The organism is Prauserella flavalba (genome assembly GCF_003202235.1).
Classification (GTDB): Bacteria; Actinomycetota; Actinomycetes; order Mycobacteriales; family Pseudonocardiaceae; genus Prauserella_A; species Prauserella_A flavalba.
The window spans coordinates 1-24,989 of sequence record NZ_MASU01000004.1 but is presented as its reverse complement, the minus strand read 5'-3'; the positions used below and the strand labels follow the sequence as shown (position 1 = coordinate 24,989).

The following is a 24,989-nucleotide window of genomic DNA, read 5'->3' as shown; positions in this document are numbered from 1 at the left end:
ATAGCGGGAGCTGGGGCGGATGGGAAAAGGGGCACTGCGCGGATATCGCCGGGGGCACGTCACAGCGGAGGTGGAGCGCGACACCGATCTCGCCGCCCGAGTCACCGCCCGGTTCGCCTGCGCGCGGGGACACGGGTTCACCGTGCAGTTCGCGGCCGACGCCGAGGTACCCGCGAGCTGGATTTGCCGACAGCACGGCGTCGAGGGCAGCCGACGGATCGACGCAACCGAGAACACACCGGCCGCCGCGAAGGGCAAGCCCGCGCGGACGCCCTTGGTGCTGCTGTACGAGCGGCGGAGCGAGGCTGAACTGGAGGCTCTTCTCGCCGACACGCTGATGGCCATCCGCCGGCTTGGCGGAGCGCGACCAGGTTGCGTGGTCATCGGCGGCAGGGCTTACTCGTACCGTTACAGTCACCCCGCTGGGTGAACGTCGGGCCGTGTTCCCCTCTCGGGTGCCGCCGTTTCCGCAGGTCAACCAAAACAACGCCTCATTCGCGCCTCATCGACGCCGCACCCACGCTCTGGATCACCGTGATTACCGGCCGTTGACTGGACCCGACTGCGGCGGAAGGTGCACTCCCCTTCCCCCCGACGCCTTCCGCCGCAGCTCACCCCAAGGCTTACTCGATGGCACCGACAGTCCGCGCTGCGGCAGCGCCCGGTGGAGAGGAACCGCGTTCACGATGCTCGGCACGGCGACGACCGGTCACGCCACCACCAACCCCGCAGACCTCGTGATGGACGACCGCGTTCCGACAGCCCACCAGATCACGGTCGAGCACTCCTTCGAAACCGCGCACCGCCTGCCGCACCTGGGTGGCAAGTGCACCAGCCTGCACGGACATTCCTGGCGGGTAGCCGTCTCCGTGATCGCCCCGAGACTGAGCGACGAGGCCACGGTTGTGGAGTTCAGTGCCTTGAAAGCCGGTATCCGGCACTGGATCGACACCCACCTCGATCACGGGACCATGCTCGGCGTCCAAGACGCCCTCGTGGAGCCTCTCGCGGCAGCGGAATGCAAGGTGTTCCGCTTCGGAACCGGCCATGCTTGCCTCGCTGGAGAGGCGGAGGCGCTGGCAGCCGACCTGATGTGGCCGACCGTTGAGGCCGTGGCCGTGCTGGTGCGGCGCATGAGCCAGGTCGTGCTCGCCGGGTTGCCGTGCGCTGCCGGTGCCCGCGTGGGCCGGGTGTTCGTGCGGGAGACCGACCTCAACAGCGCGACCACCGGGCCGCTGGACGGGTCATGAAGCTACCGGTGGTGCCCGACGCGGAACGGGATCTCGTGATCAACGAGATGTTCGGCCCGACCTTTCAGGGCGAGGGGCCGAGCACCGGCCGGTACGCGCGCTTCATCCGGCTGTTCGGCTGCCACATCTCCTGCGTGTGGTGCGATAGCGCCCAAACCCATGATCAGCGTCGCTACGACCTCGCCGCCGAACAGCGAATCGTCTCGATCGAGGACGTCCTGTCGTGGCTGTCCGGCGGCCCGGCCGGGCTGGTCGTGATAACCGGCGGTGAACCACTGCTGCAGCCGCGCGTCGTCGAGCGACTGGTGAACGCGATCCGCGAGCGCCAACTCGCCACCGACATCGAGATCGAGACGTCCGGCACCATCGCGCCCACAGCCTTGATCGCCTCGGCGGTCACTCGGTTCAACGTCTCACCGAAGCTCGCGCACTCGCGGCTGCGACGCCATCAACGCATCCGGCCCACCGTCTTGAAGGACCTGACGGCCAGCGGGAAAGCGAGCTGGAAGTTCGTCGCTCAAGACGTCGATGACCTCGACGAGATCCAGGAACTGGTCAGCACCTACGACCTTCACCCGGTGTGGGTGATGCCCGAAGGCACGGACAGCACCACCGTCCTGGCCAGGATGCGAGTCCTGGCCGACCCGGTGCTGGCGCACGGATGGAACCTGTCGACCCGGTTGCACACCTTGTTGTGGGAGAACGACCGTGGCCGCTGACACCATCGCCCGCAGGTTCGCCGGCCGGGTTCCCACGCCGCGCTCGTCGTCGAGCGAGGCCATCGACTTCCCCTCCCAGCTCCAACCGACAGGCGGCCCACGATGAGCGAACCCGGCAGTCCCATCGCGACACCCCACGTCGTCGTCTACGCCCTGATTGGACGGGATGAACGCCTTCTGCTGGTCGAGCACCCGGACCACACCACCCTGCCCGGCGGCCCGGTCCGCACGGGAGAACCTGTCGAACAGGCACTCCGCCGAGCATTGCGCGACCAGCTCCGCGCGACCGCCGCCGCAGTGGACTTCTGCGCCGTCGTCGAACGCGACACCACCCAGCCAGGACACCCGGCCACCTCGGAGCTGGTCTTCCTGTTCGACGTCACGCTCACCGAGCGCGACCGCCTCGACGAGTCGGCGCCCCGTCCGCACCGATGGGCTGGGGAACGCGAACTGTCCACCCTCGAACCCACAGCAGTCCGCGACGCGCTGATCGCCGGCACTCTGTGGGCCGAGAACCCGTGGCAGGCGTGGACACCATGACCATCCTCGACAGCCACAGCTCGCGCGTTGGCCACGACCACCTCCTTGACGGCGCGCGACCGTCGACCGAACTGGCCGGGTTTCTCGTGCCACAACCCCTGCCCATCACCCGAACTACCGCGCGCTGCACGCGGCCATATCAAGAACCGCAGCGAATCCGCTTGCTGGTGCGGGAACAGGCAGCCGAAATCGTGGCCGCAATGGGGCCAGCCGCATTGGAGATCATCGCCGATTTCCGCGCCCGGCGATGGGCATTCACCGCTGACGACGGAGAGGACCCGATCGGAACCGAACTGGCGAGGGCACGTGCGGCCGAATGGCACCGCATCGCGACATCGGTCTCGACGCTGATGACCTTATAGGTCGCCATGAGCGAGCCCGACCACATTCCTCACGGTTCCAAGGAAACCTCCTCGATGTCGATCCCGGATCTCGATCACGCCCTCACCGCGGCGCAACGCGCCATCGACCTCGCCGTCCAGCACACCCTGAGCCACCAACCGACCCAGATCCACATCAAAGGCGACCGCGATGTCGTCACCAACATCGACCTTGCCGTCGAACGCCTCATCCGAGACCGACTGAGCCGCTGGGATCCCGCCGTCGGCTTCATCGGCGAGGAACTCGGTGCCTCCGGCGACAAGAACACCTACTGGGTACTCGACCCGATCGACGGCACGATCAACTTCAGCCACGGTGGCTCGCTGTGCGCGATCGCACTCGCCCTGGTCCACGACCACCAGCCCGTCCTCGGCATCACGGCCCTGCCGTTCCTGGGGCGCCGGTACTGGGCCGTCACCGGCGGCGGCGCCTTCCGCGACGGAGACCCGATCAGCGTCTCGACGACCGCTCGCCTCGACCAGGCGTTGATCGCTCTGTGTGACTACGGCAGCGGTCCCGACGCCACCGTTCGCGATCAGTTGTGTGTCACCGTGGACCTGCGCCTGACCGCTCAGGCACAAGGTGTCCGTCGCCTTGGCACCACCGCGCTCGAACTGGTGTGGGTCGCCGACGGCACCCTGGACGCCAGCATCCTGTTCGGCAACCGGACCTGGGACACCGCCTCCGGGGCGATCATCGCCCGCGAAGCCGGCGCGCTGGTCCTCGACGCTGACGGCAGCCCGCACTCCACCCGCGCCCGCTGCACCGTGGCCACAACCCCCGCCCTCGCGGACACACTGCTGCCGATGATGGACATCGCCCGCGATACGCCGTACTGGCCACGACCGGCGGGCACGCCGTGACCGCCTGGCGGGCCGTGCTGCCCGACCACACCGACCCGGAGCACGCGACGTTGGACCGCGACACCATCCCGAACGACCTGCTGGCCGAGTTGCGCGCCCTACACCGCGCGCGGCCGGAGGCTCTGGACGCCGACCTGCCAGAGCTGGGGCTGACCCGGCTCACCGGTGGCCGGAACAACCGTGTCTACCGCTGGAGCAGCTCGCGGGGCTTGTCCTGCCTCAAGCTCTACCGCACCGACAAACGCGACCGCGCCCGATGCGAATGGAACGCGCTGCGACACCTCGGCGAGCACGGCGTCACCGCCGCCGGAGCGGCGTTCTGGCACGATCCACATCCTGAGCTGCCCGCCGTGGGCTTGCGGTTCGTGCCAGGACTGCCGATCACCAAGCTGGACAGGCCCAGCAAGGCACTGCCGGCGCTGGTCACCGTCCTCCGGCAGATCCGTCAGGTCCCACTCGGGCCATTCGCCACCTTGGGCCGTCTGGACGCCGCGAGCGACTTCGTCCGCCGCATCACCGGGACCTGGACTGAGCAATTGCGCCAGTACCCCGACGAGGCCCTCACCCGCGACATGACCGCGTTGCTCACCGCATGGCACGACCGCGGCGACGCGGCCGTCCTCGCCGAGCCGGCCCCGCTGGTGTTTTCCCACGGCGATGGCAACCTCGACAACTGGCTCTGGCACGATTTCATCAGCGCGATCTACGTTCTGGACTGGGAATTCGCCGGTCACTCCGACGCTGCCTACGATGCAGCCGAACTCATCGAGCATCCCAGCGCCCGCACGATCGACGACGACCGGTGGCTCGCTCTGCTGCCCGAACTCGGTGTCGACGACGATCAGAGCCGCCGCCGGTTCGCCGCCGCTCGCCGCACCGTGGCCCTGCGCTGGCTGGCCGTGCGCTGGAAACGCAGCCACGACCAGGTGTCCGCCTTCGAGCACCAGTGGCGCCGCACCCGCACCCTGCTCGCGAACGGCGGATGATCGAACAGGAGATGCACGTATGCGGAAGAACACGCTGGCCGTGCTGACGGCGTTGTCGGCCGAGCCTGACAAGGCGTTGCATGGCTTGGAAATCTACGAGCGCACGGGCCTGCTCCCCGGAACCACGTACCCGATTCTGCTTCGCTCGGAGAACGCCGGGTGGGTCTGCTCCTCTTGGGCTGACCGCGATCCCACCCACCCGTGGCAGCCGCGACGCCGCTACTACCGGATCACCGACCGGGGCATCGGCGCAGCCCGAAGGTCGGCGGCCGGAAGCGGCGACGTGCTGGGGTTCGCGTGCAGGTGGCTCGGCTGGGCGCTTCGGCCCATCTTCCGTTCCGCCGTAACAGAGGCAGTCACGAAGTAGGGCGATGCGCACCGACCGTCCAGAATGGCGGCTGGCCAGATCGCTGGTCCGCCAGCAAGACACAGGCTCCGTCCACAGACCGCGCCCTGCCGAGAACTGAACGCGGGATGGCAGCCGTATGGATTGTGATTGGCAGCGTTCTCGGTGTTTTCTTGGTCGCGCTGCTGGCATTCTTGGCCGTCGCACAGGTGCGGGTCTGGAGAGCCGACCGGCAGGTCTACACGCGACCACCTGAGCTGTCGCCTGCACAAGTTAGGTGGGCGAACGACAAGCGGCTCGGCGACGACCCTGAAGCAACGTTGATCATCCCCGTCGGCGACCCGAACTACATCAGGCCAGTGGACTGGCGAGCGTTGCAGGCACGTGACACGCCTTGGCTCTTCCATCCGGCGACCCGCCCCGACGATTATCACGGGGACAACGATCCCCCGTTCACGATGTGAACTTGCAGGTCAACACCCTCGTCGCCACTTCAACGCCTCATGTTCGCCCCGTCGGCGCCCTGGAGAAACCCGCTGCATGAGGGTTTCACTGCTTTGACCAGTTGATCTGACACGACGCGCAGACGAGGACGGCGTCGGCACTCGGAAGGCGTTACGGCGAACATGATTCTTCTCCACGACGAGGCCAATTTCTCCCCGCTGAGTGGCGTGGGGAATCGGCGATGATTTCGTGGCCGCCAACGCCTCAAACCGAGCGCGTGTTCAGCGTGATGTCAGAGGCGAACCGATTGTCCGTCGGCCTCCGACTGGGTACGTCGGGCTGCACCGGCTCATTCCAGGCGATGACACCCCGACCATGCCACAGGACTTATCGTCCACAAAGGACGACCTATCCAACGCGGTCACGGCATACCTACCACGCGTCGGCCAGCTCGACCACGAGCCAACAGACCAGACCACCGACGACCTCGCGAACGAACAAGCCGCGGCGACTCGGGCGATTCAACAGCGTGCACGACCCGACCTCGCGATGCTCCAGCAGGTCCTGGACGGCTTGCGGCGGTTGTGAGTCCGCCCAACGGCCAAGACGCATCCCCCTGGCGATCCGGTGACTGGCTGCCGGACCGATCCCCCATAGCCTGCCCACTCCCACGAGGAACACATGCGCGGTGTTCAGCTTGAACAGACGAATTTCATCTACCGGCGTCCCGACCTCGCCGAGCGCCTTCGCCGCCCGACCGCTGAGGAACGTGCGCAACGCTGGATCGACCTGATCGACCAACACCACCCCACCGCCGGCACGGTGCTGGACCTGGGCTGTTGGATCGGAATCGACGCCGAGTACCTGAGCCGCCGATACACGGTCACCGGCGTAGACATCCAGCCCCACCTGATCGACTACGCCCGCCAGCACCGGCCTGGGGTGGACTTCCACGTCGGTGACTTCACGACCGTCCGGCTTGACCGCGCATTCGATGTCGTGCTGTGCGTGGGCAACAGCCTGTCCTACGTTCACGACGCGCCGGCTCTCGACGCGGCGTTCGCCACGTTCTCCGCGCACGCGAGGCACGACAGCGTGCTGATCCTGCACACGCTGCTGGCTCCCATCGCCGACCGCGACCCGGCGGTTTCACAGCGCGTCGAGGTCGGAAGCCTGCGTGCCACCTACACCGACCACGACGAATGGTGCCCGCTGACCCATCTGCTCACCACCCGCAGGACTTGGCAACACGACGACGGCACCACCGAGATCGACATCCTGCACCGTCGCGTCCTACCCGCCCCCGAACTCGAACTCCGCGCGCGTCTGGCCGGTTGGGACGTGCTCGACGTGGATCTTGACCCGCCCGAGCAGGCCGGCTCCACCCTGGGGGCCGTCGGCTGCCTGGTGGCGAGATTCCGTGGCTTGGACAGCCGCACCGAGTCCGCGCGATGACAGGCACCGAACCGACCGACCGCTGGGATGTCGGTGACTCGCAGGCCGTACACGGGCAGCCGGGTGCGCTAGCGGCGGAAGCCGCGACGCTGGTCACGGGGCGGAACGTTGCCGAACTCTTCAAACCACCGCTCGACCTCCTGCTGGTCAAGCGGACCGCGGTAGGTGAGCAAGCCTTCGTAGTCCTTGTCCTGGAACAAGACGTCCTGCAACGTGTCCCAGTTGTAGTCGGACCGCGAGGCCGGCAGCTCGGCCTCCAAGCCAGCGACAAGTTCGTCCTCGTCGTGGTAGATCCGCTCAGCGTCTTGGATGGCCAGGTCGAGGGCGATCTCCTCAGCCGTGCATGTCGGCGTCGGATGCCGACCCACTTCGAGGTCGGAACTCAGGTCGTCGAATGCGCGGGCATAGCGCCGCAGGAACCACTCATCCTGACCAGCCACGCACGCCGGGACAGCCCCCAACGGGCCGAGCACGCCATCTCGGCCCATGCCGGTTCGGTAGGCGAGGTCGTATGCCTCGTCGGCGAGGACGGCGAGCGCTTGCCCGAGCACTGCCGCCGTACGCGGGGTCAAGGTGACTGGGAGGCAGATCTCGCACCCACCGTCTGCGCACTCGGGGCAGTCCACGCAGTCGTTACGGCAAGTTCCGCAGAACTCGCACTGACCGGGGCAATTGGTGGTCGGGAACAGCAAGGACCCGTCGTCGCCGTCTATGAGGAGTTGCCGAGCCAGGCATGACGCCGGCTGATCTTCGCCGGTCGAAGCCAGGCTGCGCAACAGCGCGGAGATCGTCTTCGTCACATGCTCCGGCGCACGGTCAAGCACAGCAGAAAGGCGTTGATCGGCGATCACCTGCTGAACCAGTACGCCGTTCAGCGCGGAAGCCAGCATGGTGACCGACGGGGCATCCGGCAGGCTGACCAAGGGTTCAACTTCGGGGCCGTCACCACGGCTGATGATCGCCAGCACTTGGTGGCCGTCTGGCGCGTGCTGCGGCGCGAAGGCCAGATACAACGTGTCAGCGCCTGACATCGAACTCCTCGGCGGTCGTCCTGCGCCGACCGTACGCCGGGCCGCCCCTCGCGTGACCATCGGTCCGATCTCGGATGTGGATGACAGGGGCGCCGACAAATCCCCTTTCACCACAACGGGTGAACGCCGACCGAGCACGCGCGTGGTCACTGAAGCCCCATGACGAAGTCATTTGACGTGTTCCCATCCTGGCCAGCTCTTGCGAAGCTCCGCAGCGTTCTCACCATCACGCGGCCAGAGGCGAATCCGATAGGAGTCCAGGCCCTCCGCTCCCTTCGCCATCTCGGCGTAACCGCGCCCGGAGACGCGAGCACGGTAGCGACCTGACGGCACGGGCTCACTGCATCGGATCGGCGTAAAACCTCCGGACGGCTCGAACACGAGTTGGCCGTTGCGCACGTCGAAGTCAACGTCGACCACGTGGTCCCAGTTGTCGTCGTCCGACGGCGGCTCCGCAGGCCACACCTCGACCCGCATCGGAGCGTCGAAGCTCTTCCGGAAGGGAACAACAAGGTCGATCACACCATCGGCGACACCGACCCAGCGGCCTGATCCGCGCGCGTCATCCAGAGCGCGCAGCATCGCGTCGTTGTCGGAGTCGTCTGCCCACGGGGCCACCGAATAGATGTAGAGCTGGCCGTAGTCGATCTCGACCTCTAGGTCGAACGTGACCGTCGCGTCGCTCATCATGCGCACCAACTCTGGTCCGCCGCGATGTCGACCCCCTGGTAGGGGCCTTGCGCGATCTTGCTCGGGTGGGTGATGACCACCAGGAAATCGTCCCCGTCCCCGATGCCGGCCGCAACATACCGCCTGGAGAGGGTTCCGCCCTGGCATTGGTTCTCCCGTGCCGGGACCTCTTGCTCCTGGGCTCCTTCACCGCCCTGCCGGGTGCTTGCGAACGGAAACTCGTCACACTGGCCGCCGTGTGGCCGAGGAAAGCTCGATAGGCAGACCTTCCGTCGGTTGACGGCCTCCGCCGCCCTGTCCTTCGTCAACACGCCCGGCTTGCCCGCCGCCCAGGCAGTGGAAATGTTGCGCGCGATAAACGGCATCCGTGCAGCGTCGATGATCACAAATTTCAGGTCATCACACTGCTCATCAGCTAATTCCTGTTGCGGCGCGCACTTGCGCACGTCGGACGCAGCGGACGCGGCAACCATAAATTGGGTCTCGCCGTCACCGACCAACTCTGTGCCGCCAGTGAAGCTGTTGAACAATCCCAGGACGTCGTTCCTCACCTCGGGAATTGCCGCCGCAACAACCGCGGCGACGAGGATGACAGGCAACAGCAGCCCACTCTTGGTTTTGGAAGGCACTCGACGATCTTCGAGGTGGCCACCCAGGGCGGCTAGAGCCGACCGGGTGAGTCGTGACTTGCCGGGGATCGGCCGACCGCTCACTCATTGTCACAAGCGTTCATGTTGGCCGGTCCGCCGGACCGGCCAACCGCAGCGCGAGGAGCGCTGCACGGCACTGGAGTCGGGCTTCGGAAGACCACTCCGGCCACCAGGGGAATCGAACACGTGTTCGGATTGGTGGTAAGGTGCTGGTCATGGCACTGCAAGACCCCGAGCTCGCCCCGCGCGACGGAGATGCACGCTACCGGGTCGATAGCGCCGGCACGAGAGCGGTGGTGGTGCCAGCAACATGTCGCCGGGGTCTTCACCGTCTCGCAATGGTCGGCTACCGGGTTACGGAGGCCGACGGAGTACTTCGCGTTAGGTGCGACGGCTGTGCGACAGCAGGCGACGCCGGCCACAGTTGGACCTTCCGCAGCTCAGGCCCTCTGGCCAACATCGCCGAACTGGACGACACGCCCTATCGACCAGTTCAGCAGGCAACAAGTCCCACCCTGACTGGGGGCTACTGACGCCTCGTGCGGGTGGCATAGACAAGGCACACGGTCGTCGACCTCGCTTCAGCGGTCTCCTGAACGATCCGCCCAGTCTGCGCGGTCACCTTGATCGGCCAGCAGAGCCGTTACCGCCCGCCCGGCGACTGCCGCGACGCCGTCGTTCTCTCACGCTCCGACAGGTCGCACGGCGAGTCGGCGCGCAGGTCGAGTAACTCACAGTCGATGACTGGCGATCTTCCTCAATGTCGGCCGAGGCAGTCTTTTCGACTCGGCCACTGGGCTACTTGGTGCTGTCGTACCCATGATGGAAGATGACTTTTGGTGGTCAACAACGGTGGAGGGGGAGACGGCGAGGTGACGGACGACCCTCGGCTGGCAGCCGAACAACGGGCGCGGGTGCTGATCGACCAGCAGTTGACCAACGCCGGGTGGTTGGTTCAGGACCGTAAAGACATCAACTTGTTCGCTGGCCAGGGCGTCGCGGTCCGCGAGATGATCATGGCCAGAGGGCACGGCCGGGTGGACTACCTGCTCTACGTGGACCAGCGGGTCGTCGGGGTCATCGAGGCGAAGCCGGTCGGCACGACGCTGTCCGGGGTGGAGTGGCAGTCGGCCATGTACGCCGATGGGTTGCCGCCCGAGGTTCGGCTGAAGGCGTTGGCGGTCGACGGCCGGCTGCCGTTCGTGTTCGAGGCCAGCGGCTCGGAGACCCACTTCACGAACGGTTACGACCCCCAGCCGCGGGCTCGACGGCTGTTCAACGTCCCGAAGCCGGAGACCTTGGCGCGAATCCTGCGGGACGCCGAGCGTGACCCGGCCCGGCCGACGTGGCGGGCGAAGGTGCGGGCACTGCCGGCGCTGGACGAGCGGCCGATGCGCAAGGCCCAGGTCGCGGCGATCCGCGGGATCGAGAAGTCGCTCGCCGAGCAGCGGTTCGACCGCTCGCTGGTGCAGATGGCCACCGGGGCGGGCAAGACCTACACGGCGGTCGCCGAGTCCTACCGACTGCTGAAGTTCGGCGGGTTCAACCGGGTGCTGTTCCTGGTCGACCGCAACAACCTGGGCGACCAGACGTTCGCGGAGTTCCAGGGCTACCGCACACCTGACGATGGGCGCCGGTTCACCGAGATCTACAACGTCGACAAGCTCACCGGCGCGGGGATGCTCGGCTCCAGCCACGTGGTGATCTCCACGATCCAGCGGGTGTTCAAGGCGCTGCAGAACGAGGACGTGACCGAGGGCGACGACCCTGGGTTGGACGGCTACATCCCTGCGGCACCGGTGAGGGTCGCGTACAACCCGCTGATGCCGCCGGAGACGTTCGACCTGGTCATCGTGGACGAGGCACACCGCTCCATCTACGGCGTGTGGCGCGGGGTGCTGGAGTACTTCGACGCCCACATCGTCGGCCTGACCGCCACGCCGGGGAAGCAGACCTTCGGGTTCTTCCGCCAGAACCTCGTGTCCGAGTACACCTACCCCGAGTCGGTAGCAGACCTGGTCAACGTCGACTTCGACCTGTACCGGATCAAGACCCAGATCACCGCCGACGGTTCCTCGATCGAGGCTGGCACCGTCGTGCCGATGGTCGATCGCCGCACCCGCGTCCAACGGCTGGAGGCGCTCGACGAGGACCTCGTCTACACCAGCCGGCAACTGGACCGGGCGGTGACCTCGACCAGCCAGATCCGCCTGGTCCTGGAGACCTTCCGCGACAAGCTGCCCGAGATCTTCCCCGGCCGTGGGACCGTCCCCAAGACCTTGATTTTCTGCAAGGACGACAACCACGCCGAAGAGGTCGTCACCACCGTCCGGGAGGTGTTCGGCAAGGGCAACGACTTCGCCACCAAGATCACCTACAACGCGAAGGATCCCAAGGGCCAGCTCCAGGCGTTCCGCACCTCGGCGGTGCTGCGGATCGCGGTCACCGTGGACATGATCGCCACCGGGACCGACGTCAAGCCGCTGGAGTGCGTGTTCTTCATGCGCGACGTCCGCTCCGCGCAGTACTTCGAGCAGATGAAGGGCCGCGGCGCGCGCACGATCCCCTCGGCCGACTTCCGCGCGGTCACCCCGGACGCCACGGAGAAGACCCGCTTCGTGATCGTCGACGCTGTTGGGGTCACCGAGCACGACTTCGTCGACCCGCCCCTGAACCGAGAAAAGGGCATCAGCCTGAAGAAGCTGCTCGACAAGGCCGCCACCCTCACCCTCACCGAGAGCGAGACGGCCACCCTCGCCTCCCGCCTGACTGCTCTCGAGTTGCAGCTCACGCCCGCCGAGCGGGCCGAACTGGACCAGGTCGCCGGGACCTCGGTCCGGTCGATCGTTCGCGACCTTGTGGAGGCGGTGGACCCGGACAAGCAGGCCCAGGCCATTCAGGGGGCCGCCGATCCGGCCGCCGCAATCCAGCACCTGCTCGACCGGGCGGTCCGGCCGCTGGCCGCCAACCCCGAGCTGCGCAACCGCATCCTCGAACTCCGGCGCGCCCACGACCAGGTCATCGACGAGGTCAGCGTGGACGTGCTCCTGGACGCACATGGCGTGGTCGACACCGGTCGCGCCCAGTCCATCGTCGAGTCGTGGGCGCAGTACCTCGCCGACCACCGTGACGAGATCACCGCCATCCAGCTGATGACCGAGGCCCGCGAACGGCGCGTCTCCTTCGACGACATCCAGGAACTCGCCGAGCGAATCAGCCGGCCGCCCTACAACTGGACACCCGATGTGATCTGGGCCGCCTACGAGGCCATCGAAACGGGCCGCGTCCGGCGCAGCACCCGGCACACCCTGACCGACCTGGTGTCGCTCATGCGCTTCACCATCGGCGAGGACGACGAGCTGGTCCCGTACGCCGAGCGAGTCCGCGAGCGCTACGCTGCGTGGCTTACCCAGCAAGAACAGGCCGGAGTCCGGTTCGGCGAGACCGAGAGGTGGTGGCTCGATCGCATGGTCGAGGTAATCGCATCGTCAGCGGGCATCACCCCTGGAGATCTTGACCAAGCTCCCTTCAGCGAGCGAGGCGGCGCTGACGGTGCCCTGCGTGACCTCGGCGACGTGCGCGTGGCCGAGCTGCTGGACGAACTGAATAAGGAACTCCCCGCATGATGCCGATCCTCCCGGTCCCACACGGTTGGACCTGGGCGCCTCTTGGCGAAATCGCTGACGTTGTTGGCGGAGTCACGAAGGATGCGAAGAAGCAATCAGATCCGCGCCTGCCTCTTGTGCCGTATTTGCGTGTCGCCAATGTCCAGCGCGGTCACATCGACGTTAGTTCGGTGGCTGAAATTCGCGTGCCAGAGTCCACCGTCAGGCGGCTTCAGCTTCAACCCGGCGATGTACTGCTGAACGAGGGCGGCGACCGCGACAAGCTGGGCCGAGGATGGGTGTGGGAGGGCCAGGTCCCCAACTGCATCCATCAAAACCACGTGTTTCGGGCACGGATCCGCAACAACGTATTGCACCCGAAACTGCTTGCATGGTTCGCCAATGAGTGCGCCAAAGGCTGGTTTGAGAAGTACGGCAAGCAGACAACAAACTTGGCGTCCATAAGCCTTTCGATGATCAAGCAGCTTCCGGTTCCAATACCACCAGCAGCCGAGCAGAATCGACTGCTGGACCTGCTCGAAGATCACCTGTCCCGCCTCGATTCGGTACTGGGCACATGCGCGGTTACAGCTCAACGGCTAACAAGGATGCGACAGGCTGAGCTCAACGCAAAGTTCGGTCTGAACGGAGGGGATTCAGTCGCGCTCGGTGACCTTCTCGTAGGAATCCAAGCGGGACGGTCCCTCGGAGGTTCCGCACCACCCGCCAAGGACAACGAGTGGGGAATCGTCAAGGTCAGCGCAATGACCTGGGGCGAGTTCCGCCCGCAGGAGAACAAGGCGATCCCTGAACCGCTGGCGAACCCGGATTTCGAGATCATGCCAGGCGACCTCCTGGTCAGTCGCGCCAACACGAGTGAGTATGTGGGCGCGCCGGTCCTTGTTGGCGAGGTACGCCGAAGGCTCCTTCTGAGCGACAAGAGCCTCCGACTCCTGCCGACGAATGACGTGCACCCTGAGTGGCTGTGGAGGGCGCTCCAGGCACCAAGCGCTAGACATCAAATTTCGGCGGCAGCAACCGGCACTAAAGACTCCATGCGTAACATCTCTCAAAAATCACTGATGAGTATCCGGTTGCCAAAAGTCGATCCAGACCTCCAGCGCTGGCTCGCGAAGGAGTACGCCGAACGGGACTCGGAGATCAAGCGAATCGAACAAGCCGCAACGGGTGGACGCCTGCGCGTTGCAGTACTCCGGCGCGCGGTGTTGACTGCCGCATACTCGGGTGCGTTGAACAACGATGTCGAGGAGTCTACTGGTGTCTGACGCGCGTCGCTTGGTCGACAAACTGTGGTCGTATTGCAACGTGCTGCGCGACGACGGTGTTGGCACGATCGAGTACACCGAGCAGCTCACCTATCTGCTGTTCCTCAAGATGGCGCACGAGCGCGCCACCCGGAAGCTCAACCCGCAGCAGATCGTCCCGCCGGAGTACTCCTGGCAGACACTACTGGACGCCAAGGGCGACGCACTGGAGACGCAGTACCGGCACATCCTCGAAGAACTCGGGAAACGACCGGGTGTACTCGGCACCATCTTCCGCAAGGCGCAGAACCGGATCCAGGACCCTGCGAAGCTGAAGCGGCTCATCGTCGACCTCATCGACAAAGAAAACTGGTCGGCCACAGGCACCGACATCAAGGGCGACGCCTACGAGGCGCTCCTGTCCAAGGGCGCCGAGGACATCAAGTCCGGCGCAGGCCAGTACTTCACGCCGCGCGCCGTCATCCAGGCGATGGTCGACTGTGTCCAGCCGACGGTAAAGGACACTGTGGTCGACCCCGCTGCAGGAACGGGCGGCTTTCTACTCGCCGCACACGAGTACGCCTCCCGCGGTTCGGAGTCGATGACACGTACCGAGAAGAACCACCTGCAGCACGACTTCGCCTACGGCTACGAGCTGGTCGATGGCACAGCCCGACTCGCCGCAATGAACCTGATCCTCCACGGGATCGGCAACCCGGCCGGCGACTCGTTGATCGAGGTACGTGACGCGCTGATCGCCGATCCCGGCCAGCGATGGTCGGTCGTCCTGTCCAACCCACCCTTCGGCCGGAAATCATCCTTGATGATGATCGGAGCCGATGGGACCGAAGTGCGCGAGGACCGCGAGATCGAGCGCCAGGACTTCGTCGTCACCACGTCGAACAAGCAGCTCAACTTCCTCCAGCACATCGCCACGATCCTGGACATCAACGGCCGGGCAGCCGTCGTACTCCCTGACAACGTTCTCTTTGAGGGCGGCGCCGGCGAGATTCTGCGGCGCAAGCTGCTCGGTGACTTCGACCTGCACACCATGCTGCGTCTGCCTACTGGCATCTTCTACGCGCAGGGGGTGAAGGCTAACGTGCTGTTCTTCGACAAGAAGCCCGCAGCCGAGCACCCCTGGACCGACAGGCTCTGGGTCTACGACCTGCGCACCAACCAACACTTCACCCTCAAACAGAACCCACTTCGTCGCCAGCACCTGGACGACTTCGTCGAGTGCTATGGCCCCGGACGGCCACGTTCAGAGAGGGTCGAATCCGAACGGTTCAAGTCATTCACCTACGACGAACTCATCGCGCGGGACAAGGTCAACCTGGACATCACGTGGCTCCGCGACGAGTCGCTCGAAGACACGGATAACCTCCCAGCACCTCATCTCATCGCCCGCGAGATCATCGAGGACCTTACTGCTGCGCTCGTCGAACTGGAGGCCGTCGCGGTAGCCCTCGAGCCGTCGTCTGGCGCGATGCAGGACTGATGCTGGCCAGCAGGGTCAACCGGCGCATGAACGCGATCCAGACCGCTTCGGGTCGTACTGGCGGCGGTTTGGCGCGTGACGTGATCGCGGGCGGTACGGTGGTTCCCTGGGTGCGATGGAACCGGTCGACGCGGCTGGTGGCGAGCAGAAGATGCGTAAGCTCGATCGCGACGCGCTTCAGCCGGGACGAGCGCCAGCGGTGGTGCCCAGTCGGATCCGTGCCAGTGTCACACTGGGTATCCGGCGCACCCTGCAACCCCAGGCCGTCTACAGGCCGTCATACGTCGAAGAATGACCACCGACAACGACCGGCAACAACCACAAACCACCAGGTCAAACGGGGTGCAATCGCAAAGGCACAGGTCAGCGCGGCGGCTGCACACAACTACGACGTGTGATCTTGCGGTAGCGGTACAAAGCCACGCCGGCGGCGGGGAGTGGAAAACACCCTCGCCGTCGGCGTTTCTTTGTGCGCGGTTCAGCCGCCGAAGATGCTCAGGTCGACGCCGGCCTCTTCGAAGCGCTTACGTGGTTCGGCGACGAGCTTGCGTCGGTCGAGGTCCATGAGGCCGAGCGTGCAGGTGAGCTCGGCGGACAACGTGCCGTCGGCCTTGTAGATGTTGGAGTCCATCCGGAACGTCTTGCCTTCGCCGAACTTGGTCTCGCAGGTAACGTCGACGACCTCGCCGTAGCGAAGTTCGCGACGGAAACTGATGTGGGACTCCAGCATGACGGTGGCTAGCCGTGCCTCCTCCAGTCCGCCCTTGGTCGCTCCGGCGGCCTCGGCGAGCGAGGTCCGGGCGACTTCGGCGTACTGGTGGTAGACGGCGTGGTTGACGTGGCCCAAACTGTCGAGCTCGTACTGCCTCACCTTGATCTGGACCCGGAAGGGTTCGCGCTCAGTCACAGCCTCACCCTAGATTTCCCGGCCCGCGACGTCCCGCCAAGGTGAGCAAGGGACTTTTGCTCTCGCCTGGCGGGAGCAAAGCTCCCTTGCTCCCTGCTGGGCGAGGCGGGGAGGGCTCCGTTCGCGTGGCGAGGGGTCAGCTCTCGTAGAAGAGGCGCTCGACGACGGCGTGGGCGCGGCGGGTCGTCCGCCGGTACGCGTCGAGGAACTCACCGGGGTCGTCGTCGGCGGCGTAGCCGAAGACCCTCGCCACGGCCGCGAGTTCCCGGCCCGATGTCGGCAGCTGGTCGACGGCTTTGCCCCGGACCAGCATCGCGACGTTGCGGGCCCGCGTCGCCAGCAGCCACGAGTCGAGCAGCGAGCCGATGTCCTCGGCATCGGCCAGCCCGGCGTCGGCCATCGCCTGCAACGCGGCGGGCGTCGACGGCGTGCGCAGGGCGTCCACTTCGTGAGCGTGCCGCAGCTGCATCAGCTGCACCGTCCACTCGACGTCCGCCAGCCCACCTCGGCCGAGCTTGGCGTGCGTGGTCGGGTCGGCGCCCCTCGGCATCCGTTCCGTGTCCACTCTCGCCTTGATCCTGCGCACCTCGCGCACCTTCGTGGCGTCCAGCCCGCCTTTCGGATAACGCACCGGGTCGATGTCTGCGATGAACTGCTCTCCGAGGCCCTCGTCGCCCGCGACAAAGCGAGCCCGCAGCAGGGCCTGCGCCTCCCAGACCTCGCCCCACCTCGCGTAGTAGGCGCGATACGAGTCGAGCGTCCGCACAAGCGGGCCGCTGCGGCCCTCCGGGCGAAGGTTGGCATCCACCTCCAGCGCCGGGTCCTGGGTTGGCGCACCGAGCACCTGGCGGACCGTCTCGGCCACGGACGTCGCGAACTTCAGTGCGTCGGCATCGCTCGCCCCGTTGTTCGTGTCGCAGACGAACAGCACGTCGGCGTCGGATCCGTACCCGAGTTCCTGCCCGCCAAGCCGCCCCATCCCGATCACGGCGATCTTCGCGGGCTCACCACCGACCTCGGCGGCTCGCTGACGAATCGCCGCGGCCAGTGCACTCTGCAGCACCGCTCCCCACACCGAGGACAGCGCCGCGCAGACGGCGGGCACGTCGAGCAGGCCGAGCAGGTCGGCACACGCGATCCGCAACAGTTCGTGCCTGCGCAGCGATCGGGCAGCGGCGACGGCGGCCTTGAGCCCGGGCTGCCTGCGTGCCGCGGCGCGCAACGAACCCGCCACCTCCAGCGGTGAGCGGCCGGCCAACCGTTCGGGCTCCCCCAGCAACTGCAGGACCTCGGGCGCGCGCACGAGCAGGTCCGGCACGAGCCGGGATGTTCCCAGCAGAAACGCCAGGTGCTCGACCACCGCGGCCTCGTCCCGCAGCACGCGGAGGTACCACGGGGTGTCCGCGAGCGCCTCCGAGACACGGCGGTAGGCGAGGAGGCCCCCGTCGGGGTCTGTGGTGTCGGCGAGCAGGTCGAGCAGCACCGGCAGCAGGGTCTGTTGGATCGCGGCACGCCGCGAGACGCCCGACGTCAACGCCTGGATGTGCCGCAATGCGCCGTCCGGTGCCGCGTAGCCGAGCGCGGCGAGGCGGCTCTCGGCTTGCGAGGTCGTCAGCCGGAGCGCCGCGGTGGGGACGCGAGCGACGGCGTCCAGCAGCGGCCGGTAGAACAGCTTCTCGTGCAGTCGGCGGATGCGCTGTGCGTGCCTGCGGAACTCGGCGACGAGGATGTCGCTCTCCGACCTGTCCCGCCTCGGCGCGACACCGCTCGCCCGCGCCAGCCAGCGCAGCTGCGCGGTGTCCTCGTACTCGGGGAAGAGGTGCGTGCGGCGGAGGGCCCGCAGCTGCAGCCGGTGCTCCATTGTGCGCAGGAACTCGTAGGAGGCTCGCATCTCGGCCGCGTCGGCGCGGCCGACGTAGCCTCCGGCGCCGAGCGCTTCCAGCGCCTCCATCGTGGAGGCCGACCGCAGTTCCGCGTCCGCGCGGCCATGCACCAGTTGCAGCAGCTGGACGGCGAACTCGACGTCGCGCAGTCCGCCGATGCCGAGCTTCAGCTCGCGATCGACGATCTCGGAGGGAACATGCCGCTCGACACGGCGGCGCATCTGCTGGACGTCCGTGACGAAGTTTTCCCGTTCCGCCGCCGACCACACCATCGGCGCGACCAGCTCGGCATAGCGACGGCCCAGCTCGGCGTCACCGGCGGCGGGACGTGCCTTGAGCAGGGCCTGGAACTCCCAGGTGCGTGCCCACTTCTTGTAGTAAGCCTCGTGTCCCTCGAGGGTTCGGACGAGGGCGCCGGCCTTGCCCTCGGGACGTAGGGCGGCGTCGACCTCGAAGCAGGCATGGCCGACGACGCGCATCATCGTGGTGGCCAGGCGAGTCGCGACCTGCAGGTCGCCCTCGCCGACGAACACGACGTCGACGTCGCTGACGTAGTTGAGTTCCCGACCGCCGCATTTGCCCATCGCGATGACGGCAAGGACCGCGTCGGCCGAGGACGCGACCTCCTGGCCTGCGACGACGAGGCCCGCGCGCAGGGACGCGTCGGCGAGTTCGGTGAGTGCGCTGGTGATCTCGGCGAACGAGGGCCGGTCGATTCCGGGTTCGACGAGATGACCGACGTCAACGGCAGCGATCTCCATGAGCAGGCCGCGGTAGGCCTTGCGCAGGGCCTGCTCCGCGTCCCGGCCGGTGAGCACCTGGTCGCCGGATTGGACTGCCGCGAGGAGTACGTTGCTGTAGTCGGCGACCGGGGTGCGGGCCGTGGCGGTGAGGCGGCGCCACTCGCCGGGCGCGCCCACGAGGAAGTCAGCGACGGCCGTCGACGTACCCAGCACGGCCAGGAGGCGCCCGCGCAGCGTCGCGTCGTCGCGGATGGCGTCGGCGAGCTCGGGCCAGCCTTCCTGAGCGGCTTCGCGAAGCCGGTCGACCGCACGTAGCGCAAGATCGGGATCAGGGGCGCGGGAGAACGCCGCGAGGACGTGCTGCACTGCCTCGGCAGGTCCCGTGTCGTTCCACCAGCCTGCGGCGCGAAGGTGCTCTTCGGCGCGGTCGTCGGTGAAGCCGAACCTCGCCGCGGACGCGCGCGGCCGAACGCTCTCTACCATCGGTCCTCACCGTAGCCGTATCCGCGAACGGACACCTCGCGACAGCCACCAAGCAGGAGCAAGGGAGCTTTGCTCTCGTTTGGCGGGAGCAAAGCTCCCTTGCTCCCTTGTGGCGGGTCAGGCGAGGGGGAGAGTGCGACGCTTGTCGGCGACTGGTTGGAGATCGCCTGCGGCCAGGCGGACGAACCGGTGTGCGAAGGGGCGCCACGTCTCCGCGATTTCGGCGTGAGCCTCGGTCAGCGCCTCGTCGTCGAAGGTTCCCTCACGTGCGGTTGCGGCTACGTCCGGAGCGTCGGCCGCCCACTGGCGGACGACGGCCGGCGTCGTCTCGATGTGGAACTGCACACCGTACGCACAGCTGTTCAGCCGGTACGCCTGGTGGGGATAACGCGGCGCTGAGGCCAGCAGCTCCGCACCCGGCGGTAGCCGCTCGATGATGTCGGTGTGGAACTGCCACACGTCCTGCATCAGCGGCAGGTCCGCGAACAACGGATCCACCCATGCCGCGTCCTTCTTCGCCACCAGCGCCGGACCGACCTCCGGGCCGTCAGCGGCCCTGATCACCTTGCCGCCCGTCGCAACCGCCAGGAGCTGCGCACCCAGGCACACCGCCAGAGTGGGAACACCGGTGCCCGCTGCCTTGCCGAGAAGGCCACGAACCTCTGCCAGCCAGGGGTACTCCGCGTCCTCCTCGGCGTTCATCCCGCCACCGAGACACACCAGGCCGTCATAACCGTCAAGGCTCGTTGGCAGCGAGTCCTCCGGCTGGAGTCGCACGTCCAGCTCTGCTCCGGCTTCGGTCAGCCACTCCCCGAGCGGGCCTGCCGGATCCGTGACGTCGGGCTGAATGACCAGCAGTCGTGGTGTGCTCACGATTCCAGCCTACGGGCGCCGGGCGCGGCGAAGACGTATTCCGGGTGCTCCGCCTGCTTCTCGAAGCCCATCCGTTGATAGATCCGGTTCGAGATCGGGTTCGCGCGGTCCGCGAAAAGCACGATGTGGCGGACTCCGGCAGCACGTACCAGTTGCGAGACGGCAGCGGTCACCGCGGACGCGTAGCCACGTCCTCGAAGCTCCGGCGGGGTGTAGACGTAGCTGATCCGCGACATGCCGCATTCTGGAGCCCGGGCGGTCGCCATGGCCACGGGTTCATCCGCCACACACCACAGCCCGCACGTCGTTCTGTCGACAATGAGCTCGGCGACGGCAGCTGAGGTCTCAGATCGCCGAAGTCGCATTCCCGCCTCGTGTGCGAAGGCTTGACGCCACTCGGCGATCCGTTCGGCATCGCCGACCGTCGCAGGCCTGAACCGACCATCGACTCCCTGCGGCGACGTGAGGACGTCCCCCAACTCGTAAAGCCACTGGCTCGACGACTCCTCGGCGATCATGCCGGTGGCTGCAGACCACGCTTGCGCGAATGCTTCGGCTTCAGGGCGTGGACCACGAATGCTGCCGAACGTGGCGCCGACTGCCGCGACTGCTTCCGCGGTCTGCCGGGCGGCGGTCGCCGGAACTCCACTGACCGTGGCCGGAAAGGGCGGATCCCAGACGAGCGCACCGACAACTCGGGCGTCGGCCGTGATCGAGGCCAGGACGCCGGCCTTGCCGCCCGCTTCTACGCTGCGCAGAGCGGTGAGCGCGGCCGTGTGTCGTACCGGATCAGCGGCGTAGAAGGGTCTGACCAGCTCGGCGAATGCCTGGGTTTCGGTGTGCACGGTGACATCCACCCGATCACCTTGTCAGCGTGCTTCACCAGAAGTCCATCAAATATAGAAACCCCAGAGGAGGTGGGAGGAAATCCTCGACCAACCTGCCTCTGGGGCTTCTTTTATCACGTTAAGTTCGGCGGTGTCCTACTCTCCCACACCCCCACGGGTGCAGTACCATCGGCGCTGGTGGGCTTAGCTTCCGGGTTCGGAATGGGACCGGGCGTGACCCCACCGCTATAACCACCGAAACACTGGTGAAACCATCACTATCCACATATCACATGCGTGTGGTGTTTCAGAATCGTAGAGTGAGTGCGTAGCACCTTTGTAGGCAAGTCCTCGGCCGATTAGTACCAGTCCACTCAAAAACACGTTACCGTGCGTCCATGTCTGGCCTATCAACCCAGTGGTCTACTGGGAGCCTTAACCCACAAAGGGGTGGGAGACCTCATCTAGGAACAGGCTTCCCGCTTAGATGCCTTCAGCGGTTATCCCTTCCGAACGTAGCCAACCAGCCATGCCACTGGCGTGACAACTGGCATACCAGAGGTTCGTCCGTCCCGGTCCTCTCGTACTAGGGACAGCCTTCCGCAAGTCTCCTACGCGCGCGGCGGATAGGGACCGAACTGTCTCACGACGTTCTAAACCCAGCTCGCGTGCCGCTTTAATGGGCGAACAGCCCAACCCTTGGGACCTACTCCGGCCCCAGGATGCGACGAGCCGACATCGAGGTGCCAAACCATGCCGTCGATATGGACTCTTGGGCAAGATCAGCCTGTTATCCCCGGGGTACCTTTTATCCGTTGAGCGACACCCCTTCCACCAGGAGGTGCCGGATCACTAGTCCCTACTTTCGTACCTGCTCGACCCGTCAGTCTCACAGTCAAGCTCCCTTGTGCACTTACACTCAACACCTGATTGCCAACCAGGCTGAGGGAACCTTTGGGCGCCTCCGTTACCCTTTAGGAGGCAACCGCCCCAGTTAAACTACCCACCAGGCACTGTCCCTGAACCGGATCACGGTCCGAAGTTAGATTCCCAGCACGACCAGAGTGGTATTTCAACAACGACTCCACCAACACTAGCGTGCCAGCTTCACAGTCTCCCACCTATCCTACACAAGCCGAACCGAAAACCAATACCAAGCTATAGTAAAGGTCCCGGGGTCTTTCCGTCCTGCCGCGCGAAACGAGCATCTTTACTCGTAGTGCAATTTCGCCGGGCCTGTGGTTGAGACAGCCGGAAAGTCGTTACGCCATTCGTGCAGGTCGGAACTTACCCGACAAGGAATTTCGCTACCTTAGGATGGTTATAGTTACCACCGCCGTTTACTGGCGCTTAAATTCTCAGCTTCACCCCCCGAAAGGAGTTAACCGGTCCTCTTAACGTTCCAGCACCGGGCAGGCGTCAGTCCATATACATCGACTTGCGTCTTCGCATGGACCTGTGTTTTTAGTAAACAGTCGCTTTCCGCTGGTCTCTGCGGCCACTCCCACCTAGCCCGAAAAAGGCTTCAGCAGGCTTGGCCCCCCTTCTCCCGAAGTTACGGGGGCAATTTGCCGAGTTCCTTAACCACAGTTCACCCGATCGCCTTAGTATTCTCTACCTGACCACCTGTGTCGGTTTGGGGTACGGGCCACACATGCACTCGCTAGAGGCTTTTCTCGGCAGCAGAGGATCACCCTACTTCACCACAAACGGCTACGCATCACGCCTCACCCTTCATGCCTGGCGGATTTACCTACCAGACGGGCCACACGCTTACACCAGTATCACCACTGACTGGCGGGGCTACCTTCCTGCGTCACCCCATCGCTTGACTACTACAGGATCAGGCCCCACGCTCACCAACACCACAACTCCGAAGAGTCATGATACGGCTCGGGTGGTTAGTATCCCCTGCCTCGCCAGGGACGCACACACGCGGGTACGGGAATATCAACCCGTTGTCCATCGACTACGCCTGTCGGCCTCGCCTTAGGTCCCGACTTACCCTGGGCGGAACAACCTGGCCCAGGAACCCTTGGTCATCCGGCGGCAGAGATTCTCACTCTGCATTCGCTACTCATGCCTGCATTCTCACTCCCACACCCTCCACGACTCGCTCACGCGGCCGCTTCCCTGGATGCAGGACGCTCCCCTACCCACCCACACGACTACACCCCCCTCCCAAAGAGAGGAGCGGATCTCCTGTGTGAGTGACACAGCTTCGGCGGTGTGCTTAAGCCCCGCTACATTGTCGGCGCAGAACCACTTGACCAGTGAGCTATTACGCACTCTTTCAAGGATGGCTGCTTCTAAGCCAACCTCCTGGTTGTCTCAGCGACTCCACATCCTTTCCCACTGAGCACACACTTAGGGGCCTTAGCTGGCGTTCTGGGCTGTTTCCCTCTCGACGACGAAGCTTATCCCCCGCCGTCTCACTGCCGCACTCTCACACACCCGTATTCGGAGTTTGGTTGACTTCGGTAACCCGGTAAGGCCCCTAGGCCACCCAGTAGCTCTACCCCAGGTGTGAAACATACGACGCTGCACCTAAATGCATTTCGGGGAGAACCAGCTATCACGGAGTTTGATTGGCCTTTCACCCCTACCCACAACTCATCCCCCAGGTTTTCAACCCTGGTGGGTTCGGCCCTCCACGCCGTCTTACCGGCGCTTCAGCCTGGCCATGGGTAGATCACCCCGCTTCGGGTCTCGACCACGCAACTAACACGCCCTCTTCAGACTCGCTTTCGCTACGGCTACCCCACACGGGTTAACCTCGCCACGCAGCACGAACTCGCAGGCTCATTCTTCAAAAGGCACGCCATCACAACGACCAGCGCTGCTCTGACGGCTTGCAGGCACACGGTTTCAGGTACTCTTTCACTCCCCTCCCGGGGTACTTTTCATCTTTCCCTCACGGTACTCGTCCGCTATCGGTCACCAGGAAGTATTTAGGCTTACCGGGTGGTCCCGGCAGATTCACAGCAAATTCCACGAGCTCGCTGCTACTCGGGAACACCATCACACCAACACAACACAGTTTTCGCGTACGGGACTCTCACCCACTCCGGCCCGCCATCCCAAGCGGTTCCACTAACCATGTGTATCAGCGCCAGAAGTGTCAGCCCCTGGACGACAGGTCCCACAACCCCGCACACACAACACCTGACAGCTTGACATGCGCACGGTTTAGCCTCCTCCGCTTTCGCTCGCCACTACTCACGGAATCACACTTGTTTTCTCTTCCTACGGGTACTGAGATGTTTCACTTCCCCGCGTTCCCTCCACACACCCTATACATTCAGGTGCGGGTGACACCTCATAACAGGTGCCGGGTTACCCCATTCGGACACCCTCGGATCACAGCTCGGTTGACAGCTCCCCGAGGCTTATCGCAGCCTCCCACGTCCTTCATCGGCCCCTAGTGCCCAGACATCCACCATGTGCCCTACACAACTTGACCACAAAGATGCTCGCACTCACTCTACAATTCTCAAACACCACACCGAAACAACACCACCGTGCTGCCTCAGGACCCAACAGTGTG

The 24,989-nt window shown here is 65.4% G+C and carries 20 protein-coding genes and 2 rRNA genes; 13 read left to right on the top strand and 9 right to left on the bottom strand.

Features of this window, described 5'->3' with window-relative positions:
- The first annotated feature begins 19 nt into the window (after nt 1-19).
- The 10 genes from BA062_RS07215 to BA062_RS07165 all read left to right on the top strand — a co-directional run bounded on the left by BA062_RS07215 (nt 20) and on the right by BA062_RS07165 (nt 6,984).
- Nucleotides 20-430, top strand: a complete 411-nt coding sequence (locus tag BA062_RS07215; RefSeq protein ID WP_110335300.1) for an RNA polymerase-binding protein RbpA — start codon at nt 20-22, stop codon at nt 428-430.
- Nucleotides 431-686: 256 nt separating this feature from the next.
- Nucleotides 687-1,250, top strand: a complete 564-nt coding sequence (locus tag BA062_RS07210) for a 6-pyruvoyl trahydropterin synthase family protein (protein WP_110335299.1) — start codon at nt 687-689, stop codon at nt 1,248-1,250.
- On the top strand, nt 1,247-1,969 hold the full coding sequence (locus BA062_RS07205) for a 7-carboxy-7-deazaguanine synthase QueE (protein WP_110335298.1): 723 nt from the start codon (nt 1,247-1,249) through the stop codon (nt 1,967-1,969). Before BA062_RS07210 ends, BA062_RS07205 begins: the two co-directional genes overlap by 4 nt.
- A 102-nt stretch (nt 1,970-2,071) precedes the next feature.
- Complete coding sequence (locus BA062_RS07200; RefSeq protein ID WP_110335297.1) at nt 2,072-2,509, top strand: NUDIX domain-containing protein; 438 nt, start codon at nt 2,072-2,074, stop codon at nt 2,507-2,509.
- Entirely contained in the window at nt 2,506-2,871 is a 366-nt protein-coding gene (locus BA062_RS07195; protein WP_146240008.1) for a hypothetical protein, read from the top strand. Before BA062_RS07200 ends, BA062_RS07195 begins: the two co-directional genes overlap by 4 nt.
- A gap of 54 nt (nt 2,872-2,925) precedes the next feature.
- Nucleotides 2,926-3,753 (top strand): inositol monophosphatase family protein, encoded by an 828-nt coding sequence (locus BA062_RS07190; RefSeq protein WP_110335295.1) that lies wholly within the window; start codon nt 2,926-2,928, stop codon nt 3,751-3,753.
- Between the two features lie 14 nt (nt 3,754-3,767).
- Complete coding sequence (locus tag BA062_RS07185) at nt 3,768-4,739, top strand: aminoglycoside phosphotransferase family protein (RefSeq protein WP_168213894.1); 972 nt, start codon at nt 3,768-3,770, stop codon at nt 4,737-4,739.
- A gap of 19 nt (nt 4,740-4,758) precedes the next feature.
- The gene (locus BA062_RS07180) at nt 4,759-5,106 is read left to right on the top strand and encodes a PadR family transcriptional regulator (RefSeq protein WP_110335310.1); all 348 of its coding nucleotides are present in this window, start codon (nt 4,759-4,761) and stop codon (nt 5,104-5,106) included.
- Nucleotides 5,107-5,213: 107 nt separating this feature from the next.
- Nucleotides 5,214-5,549 carry a hypothetical protein gene (locus tag BA062_RS07175; protein WP_146240006.1) on the top strand — a complete coding sequence of 112 codons (336 nt, stop codon included), beginning with the start codon at nt 5,214-5,216 and terminating at the stop codon, nt 5,547-5,549.
- A 661-nt stretch (nt 5,550-6,210) separates the two neighbouring features.
- Nucleotides 6,211-6,984, top strand: coding sequence for a class I SAM-dependent methyltransferase (locus BA062_RS07165; RefSeq protein ID WP_110335292.1), 774 nt, complete (start codon nt 6,211-6,213; stop codon nt 6,982-6,984).
- 68 nt (nt 6,985-7,052) lie between these two features.
- On the opposite strand, the gene BA062_RS40450 is transcribed toward BA062_RS07165, so the two are convergent.
- The 3 genes from BA062_RS40450 to BA062_RS07150 form a co-directional block, all read right to left on the bottom strand.
- Entirely contained in the window at nt 7,053-8,015 is a 963-nt protein-coding gene (locus BA062_RS40450) for a hypothetical protein (protein ID WP_245959714.1), read from the bottom strand.
- Nucleotides 8,016-8,183: 168 nt separating this feature from the next.
- Nucleotides 8,184-8,705, bottom strand: coding sequence for a hypothetical protein (locus BA062_RS07155; protein ID WP_168213893.1), 522 nt, complete (start codon nt 8,703-8,705; stop codon nt 8,184-8,186).
- Nucleotides 8,702-9,334, bottom strand: a complete 633-nt coding sequence (locus BA062_RS07150; RefSeq protein WP_110335290.1) for a NucA/NucB deoxyribonuclease domain-containing protein — start codon at nt 9,332-9,334, stop codon at nt 8,702-8,704. Before BA062_RS07150 ends, BA062_RS07155 begins: the two co-directional genes overlap by 4 nt.
- 893 nt (nt 9,335-10,227) lie before the next feature.
- Between BA062_RS07150 and BA062_RS07145 the strand changes: the two genes are divergently transcribed.
- From BA062_RS07145 to BA062_RS07125, 3 genes are read left to right on the top strand one after another with little or no spacing between them, the layout of a single operon-like run.
- Nucleotides 10,228-12,981, top strand: coding sequence for a type I restriction endonuclease subunit R (locus BA062_RS07145; RefSeq protein ID WP_210406791.1), 2,754 nt, complete (start codon nt 10,228-10,230; stop codon nt 12,979-12,981).
- Nucleotides 12,978-14,246 (top strand): restriction endonuclease subunit S, encoded by a 1,269-nt coding sequence (locus BA062_RS39500; RefSeq protein ID WP_146240004.1) that lies wholly within the window; start codon nt 12,978-12,980, stop codon nt 14,244-14,246. Before BA062_RS07145 ends, BA062_RS39500 begins: the two co-directional genes overlap by 4 nt.
- Nucleotides 14,239-15,726 carry a class I SAM-dependent DNA methyltransferase gene (locus BA062_RS07125; protein ID WP_245959713.1) on the top strand — a complete coding sequence of 496 codons (1,488 nt, stop codon included), beginning with the start codon at nt 14,239-14,241 and terminating at the stop codon, nt 15,724-15,726. The genes BA062_RS39500 and BA062_RS07125 overlap by 8 nt, the downstream gene beginning before the upstream one ends.
- A gap of 478 nt (nt 15,727-16,204) precedes the next feature.
- Here BA062_RS07125 and BA062_RS07120 read toward each other — a convergent pair whose 3' ends face one another.
- The 6 genes from BA062_RS07120 to BA062_RS07095 all read right to left on the bottom strand — a co-directional run bounded on the left by BA062_RS07120 (nt 16,205) and on the right by BA062_RS07095 (nt 24,905).
- Nucleotides 16,205-16,633: an acyl-CoA thioesterase gene (locus tag BA062_RS07120; protein ID WP_110335286.1), complete on the bottom strand. Its 429-nt coding sequence runs from the start codon at nt 16,631-16,633 to the stop codon at nt 16,205-16,207.
- A 136-nt stretch (nt 16,634-16,769) separates the two neighbouring features.
- Nucleotides 16,770-19,742: a bifunctional [glutamine synthetase] adenylyltransferase/[glutamine synthetase]-adenylyl-L-tyrosine phosphorylase gene (locus BA062_RS07115; RefSeq protein ID WP_110335285.1), complete on the bottom strand. Its 2,973-nt coding sequence runs from the start codon at nt 19,740-19,742 to the stop codon at nt 16,770-16,772.
- A gap of 117 nt (nt 19,743-19,859) precedes the next feature.
- Entirely contained in the window at nt 19,860-20,615 is a 756-nt protein-coding gene (locus BA062_RS07110) for a type 1 glutamine amidotransferase (RefSeq protein WP_110335284.1), read from the bottom strand.
- Nucleotides 20,612-21,472 (bottom strand): GNAT family N-acetyltransferase, encoded by an 861-nt coding sequence (locus BA062_RS07105; RefSeq protein WP_110335283.1) that lies wholly within the window; start codon nt 21,470-21,472, stop codon nt 20,612-20,614. Before BA062_RS07105 ends, BA062_RS07110 begins: the two co-directional genes overlap by 4 nt.
- A gap of 113 nt (nt 21,473-21,585) precedes the next feature.
- Nucleotides 21,586-21,702, bottom strand: a 5S ribosomal RNA gene (gene rrf, locus BA062_RS07100).
- Between the two features lie 79 nt (nt 21,703-21,781).
- Nucleotides 21,782-24,905, bottom strand: a 23S ribosomal RNA gene (locus tag BA062_RS07095).
- Between the last annotated feature and the right edge of the window lie 84 nt (nt 24,906-24,989).

Bases quoted from the DNA above. Each gene is read 5' to 3' on its own strand.
- BA062_RS07165 (WP_110335292.1), top strand. From the start codon at position 6,211: ATGCGCGGTGTTCAGCTTGAACAGACGAATTTCATCTACCGGCGTCCC.
- BA062_RS07205 (WP_110335298.1), top strand. From the start codon at position 1,247: ATGAAGCTACCGGTGGTGCCCGACGCGGAACGGGATCTCGTGATCAAC.
- BA062_RS07180 (WP_110335310.1), top strand. From the start codon at position 4,759: ATGCGGAAGAACACGCTGGCCGTGCTGACGGCGTTGTCGGCCGAGCCT.
- BA062_RS07200 (WP_110335297.1), top strand. From the start codon at position 2,072: ATGAGCGAACCCGGCAGTCCCATCGCGACACCCCACGTCGTCGTCTAC.
- BA062_RS07215 (WP_110335300.1), top strand. From the start codon at position 20: ATGGGAAAAGGGGCACTGCGCGGATATCGCCGGGGGCACGTCACAGCG.
- BA062_RS07155 (WP_168213893.1), bottom strand. From the start codon at position 8,705: ATGATGAGCGACGCGACGGTCACGTTCGACCTAGAGGTCGAGATCGAC.
- BA062_RS39500 (WP_146240004.1), top strand. From the start codon at position 12,978: ATGATGCCGATCCTCCCGGTCCCACACGGTTGGACCTGGGCGCCTCTT.
- BA062_RS07190 (WP_110335295.1), top strand. From the start codon at position 2,926: ATGTCGATCCCGGATCTCGATCACGCCCTCACCGCGGCGCAACGCGCC.
- BA062_RS07195 (WP_146240008.1), top strand. From the start codon at position 2,506: ATGACCATCCTCGACAGCCACAGCTCGCGCGTTGGCCACGACCACCTC.
- BA062_RS07175 (WP_146240006.1), top strand. From the start codon at position 5,214: ATGGCAGCCGTATGGATTGTGATTGGCAGCGTTCTCGGTGTTTTCTTG.
- BA062_RS40450 (WP_245959714.1), bottom strand. From the start codon at position 8,015: ATGTCAGGCGCTGACACGTTGTATCTGGCCTTCGCGCCGCAGCACGCG.
- BA062_RS07115 (WP_110335285.1), bottom strand. From the start codon at position 19,742: ATGGTAGAGAGCGTTCGGCCGCGCGCGTCCGCGGCGAGGTTCGGCTTC.
- BA062_RS07210 (WP_110335299.1), top strand. From the start codon at position 687: ATGCTCGGCACGGCGACGACCGGTCACGCCACCACCAACCCCGCAGAC.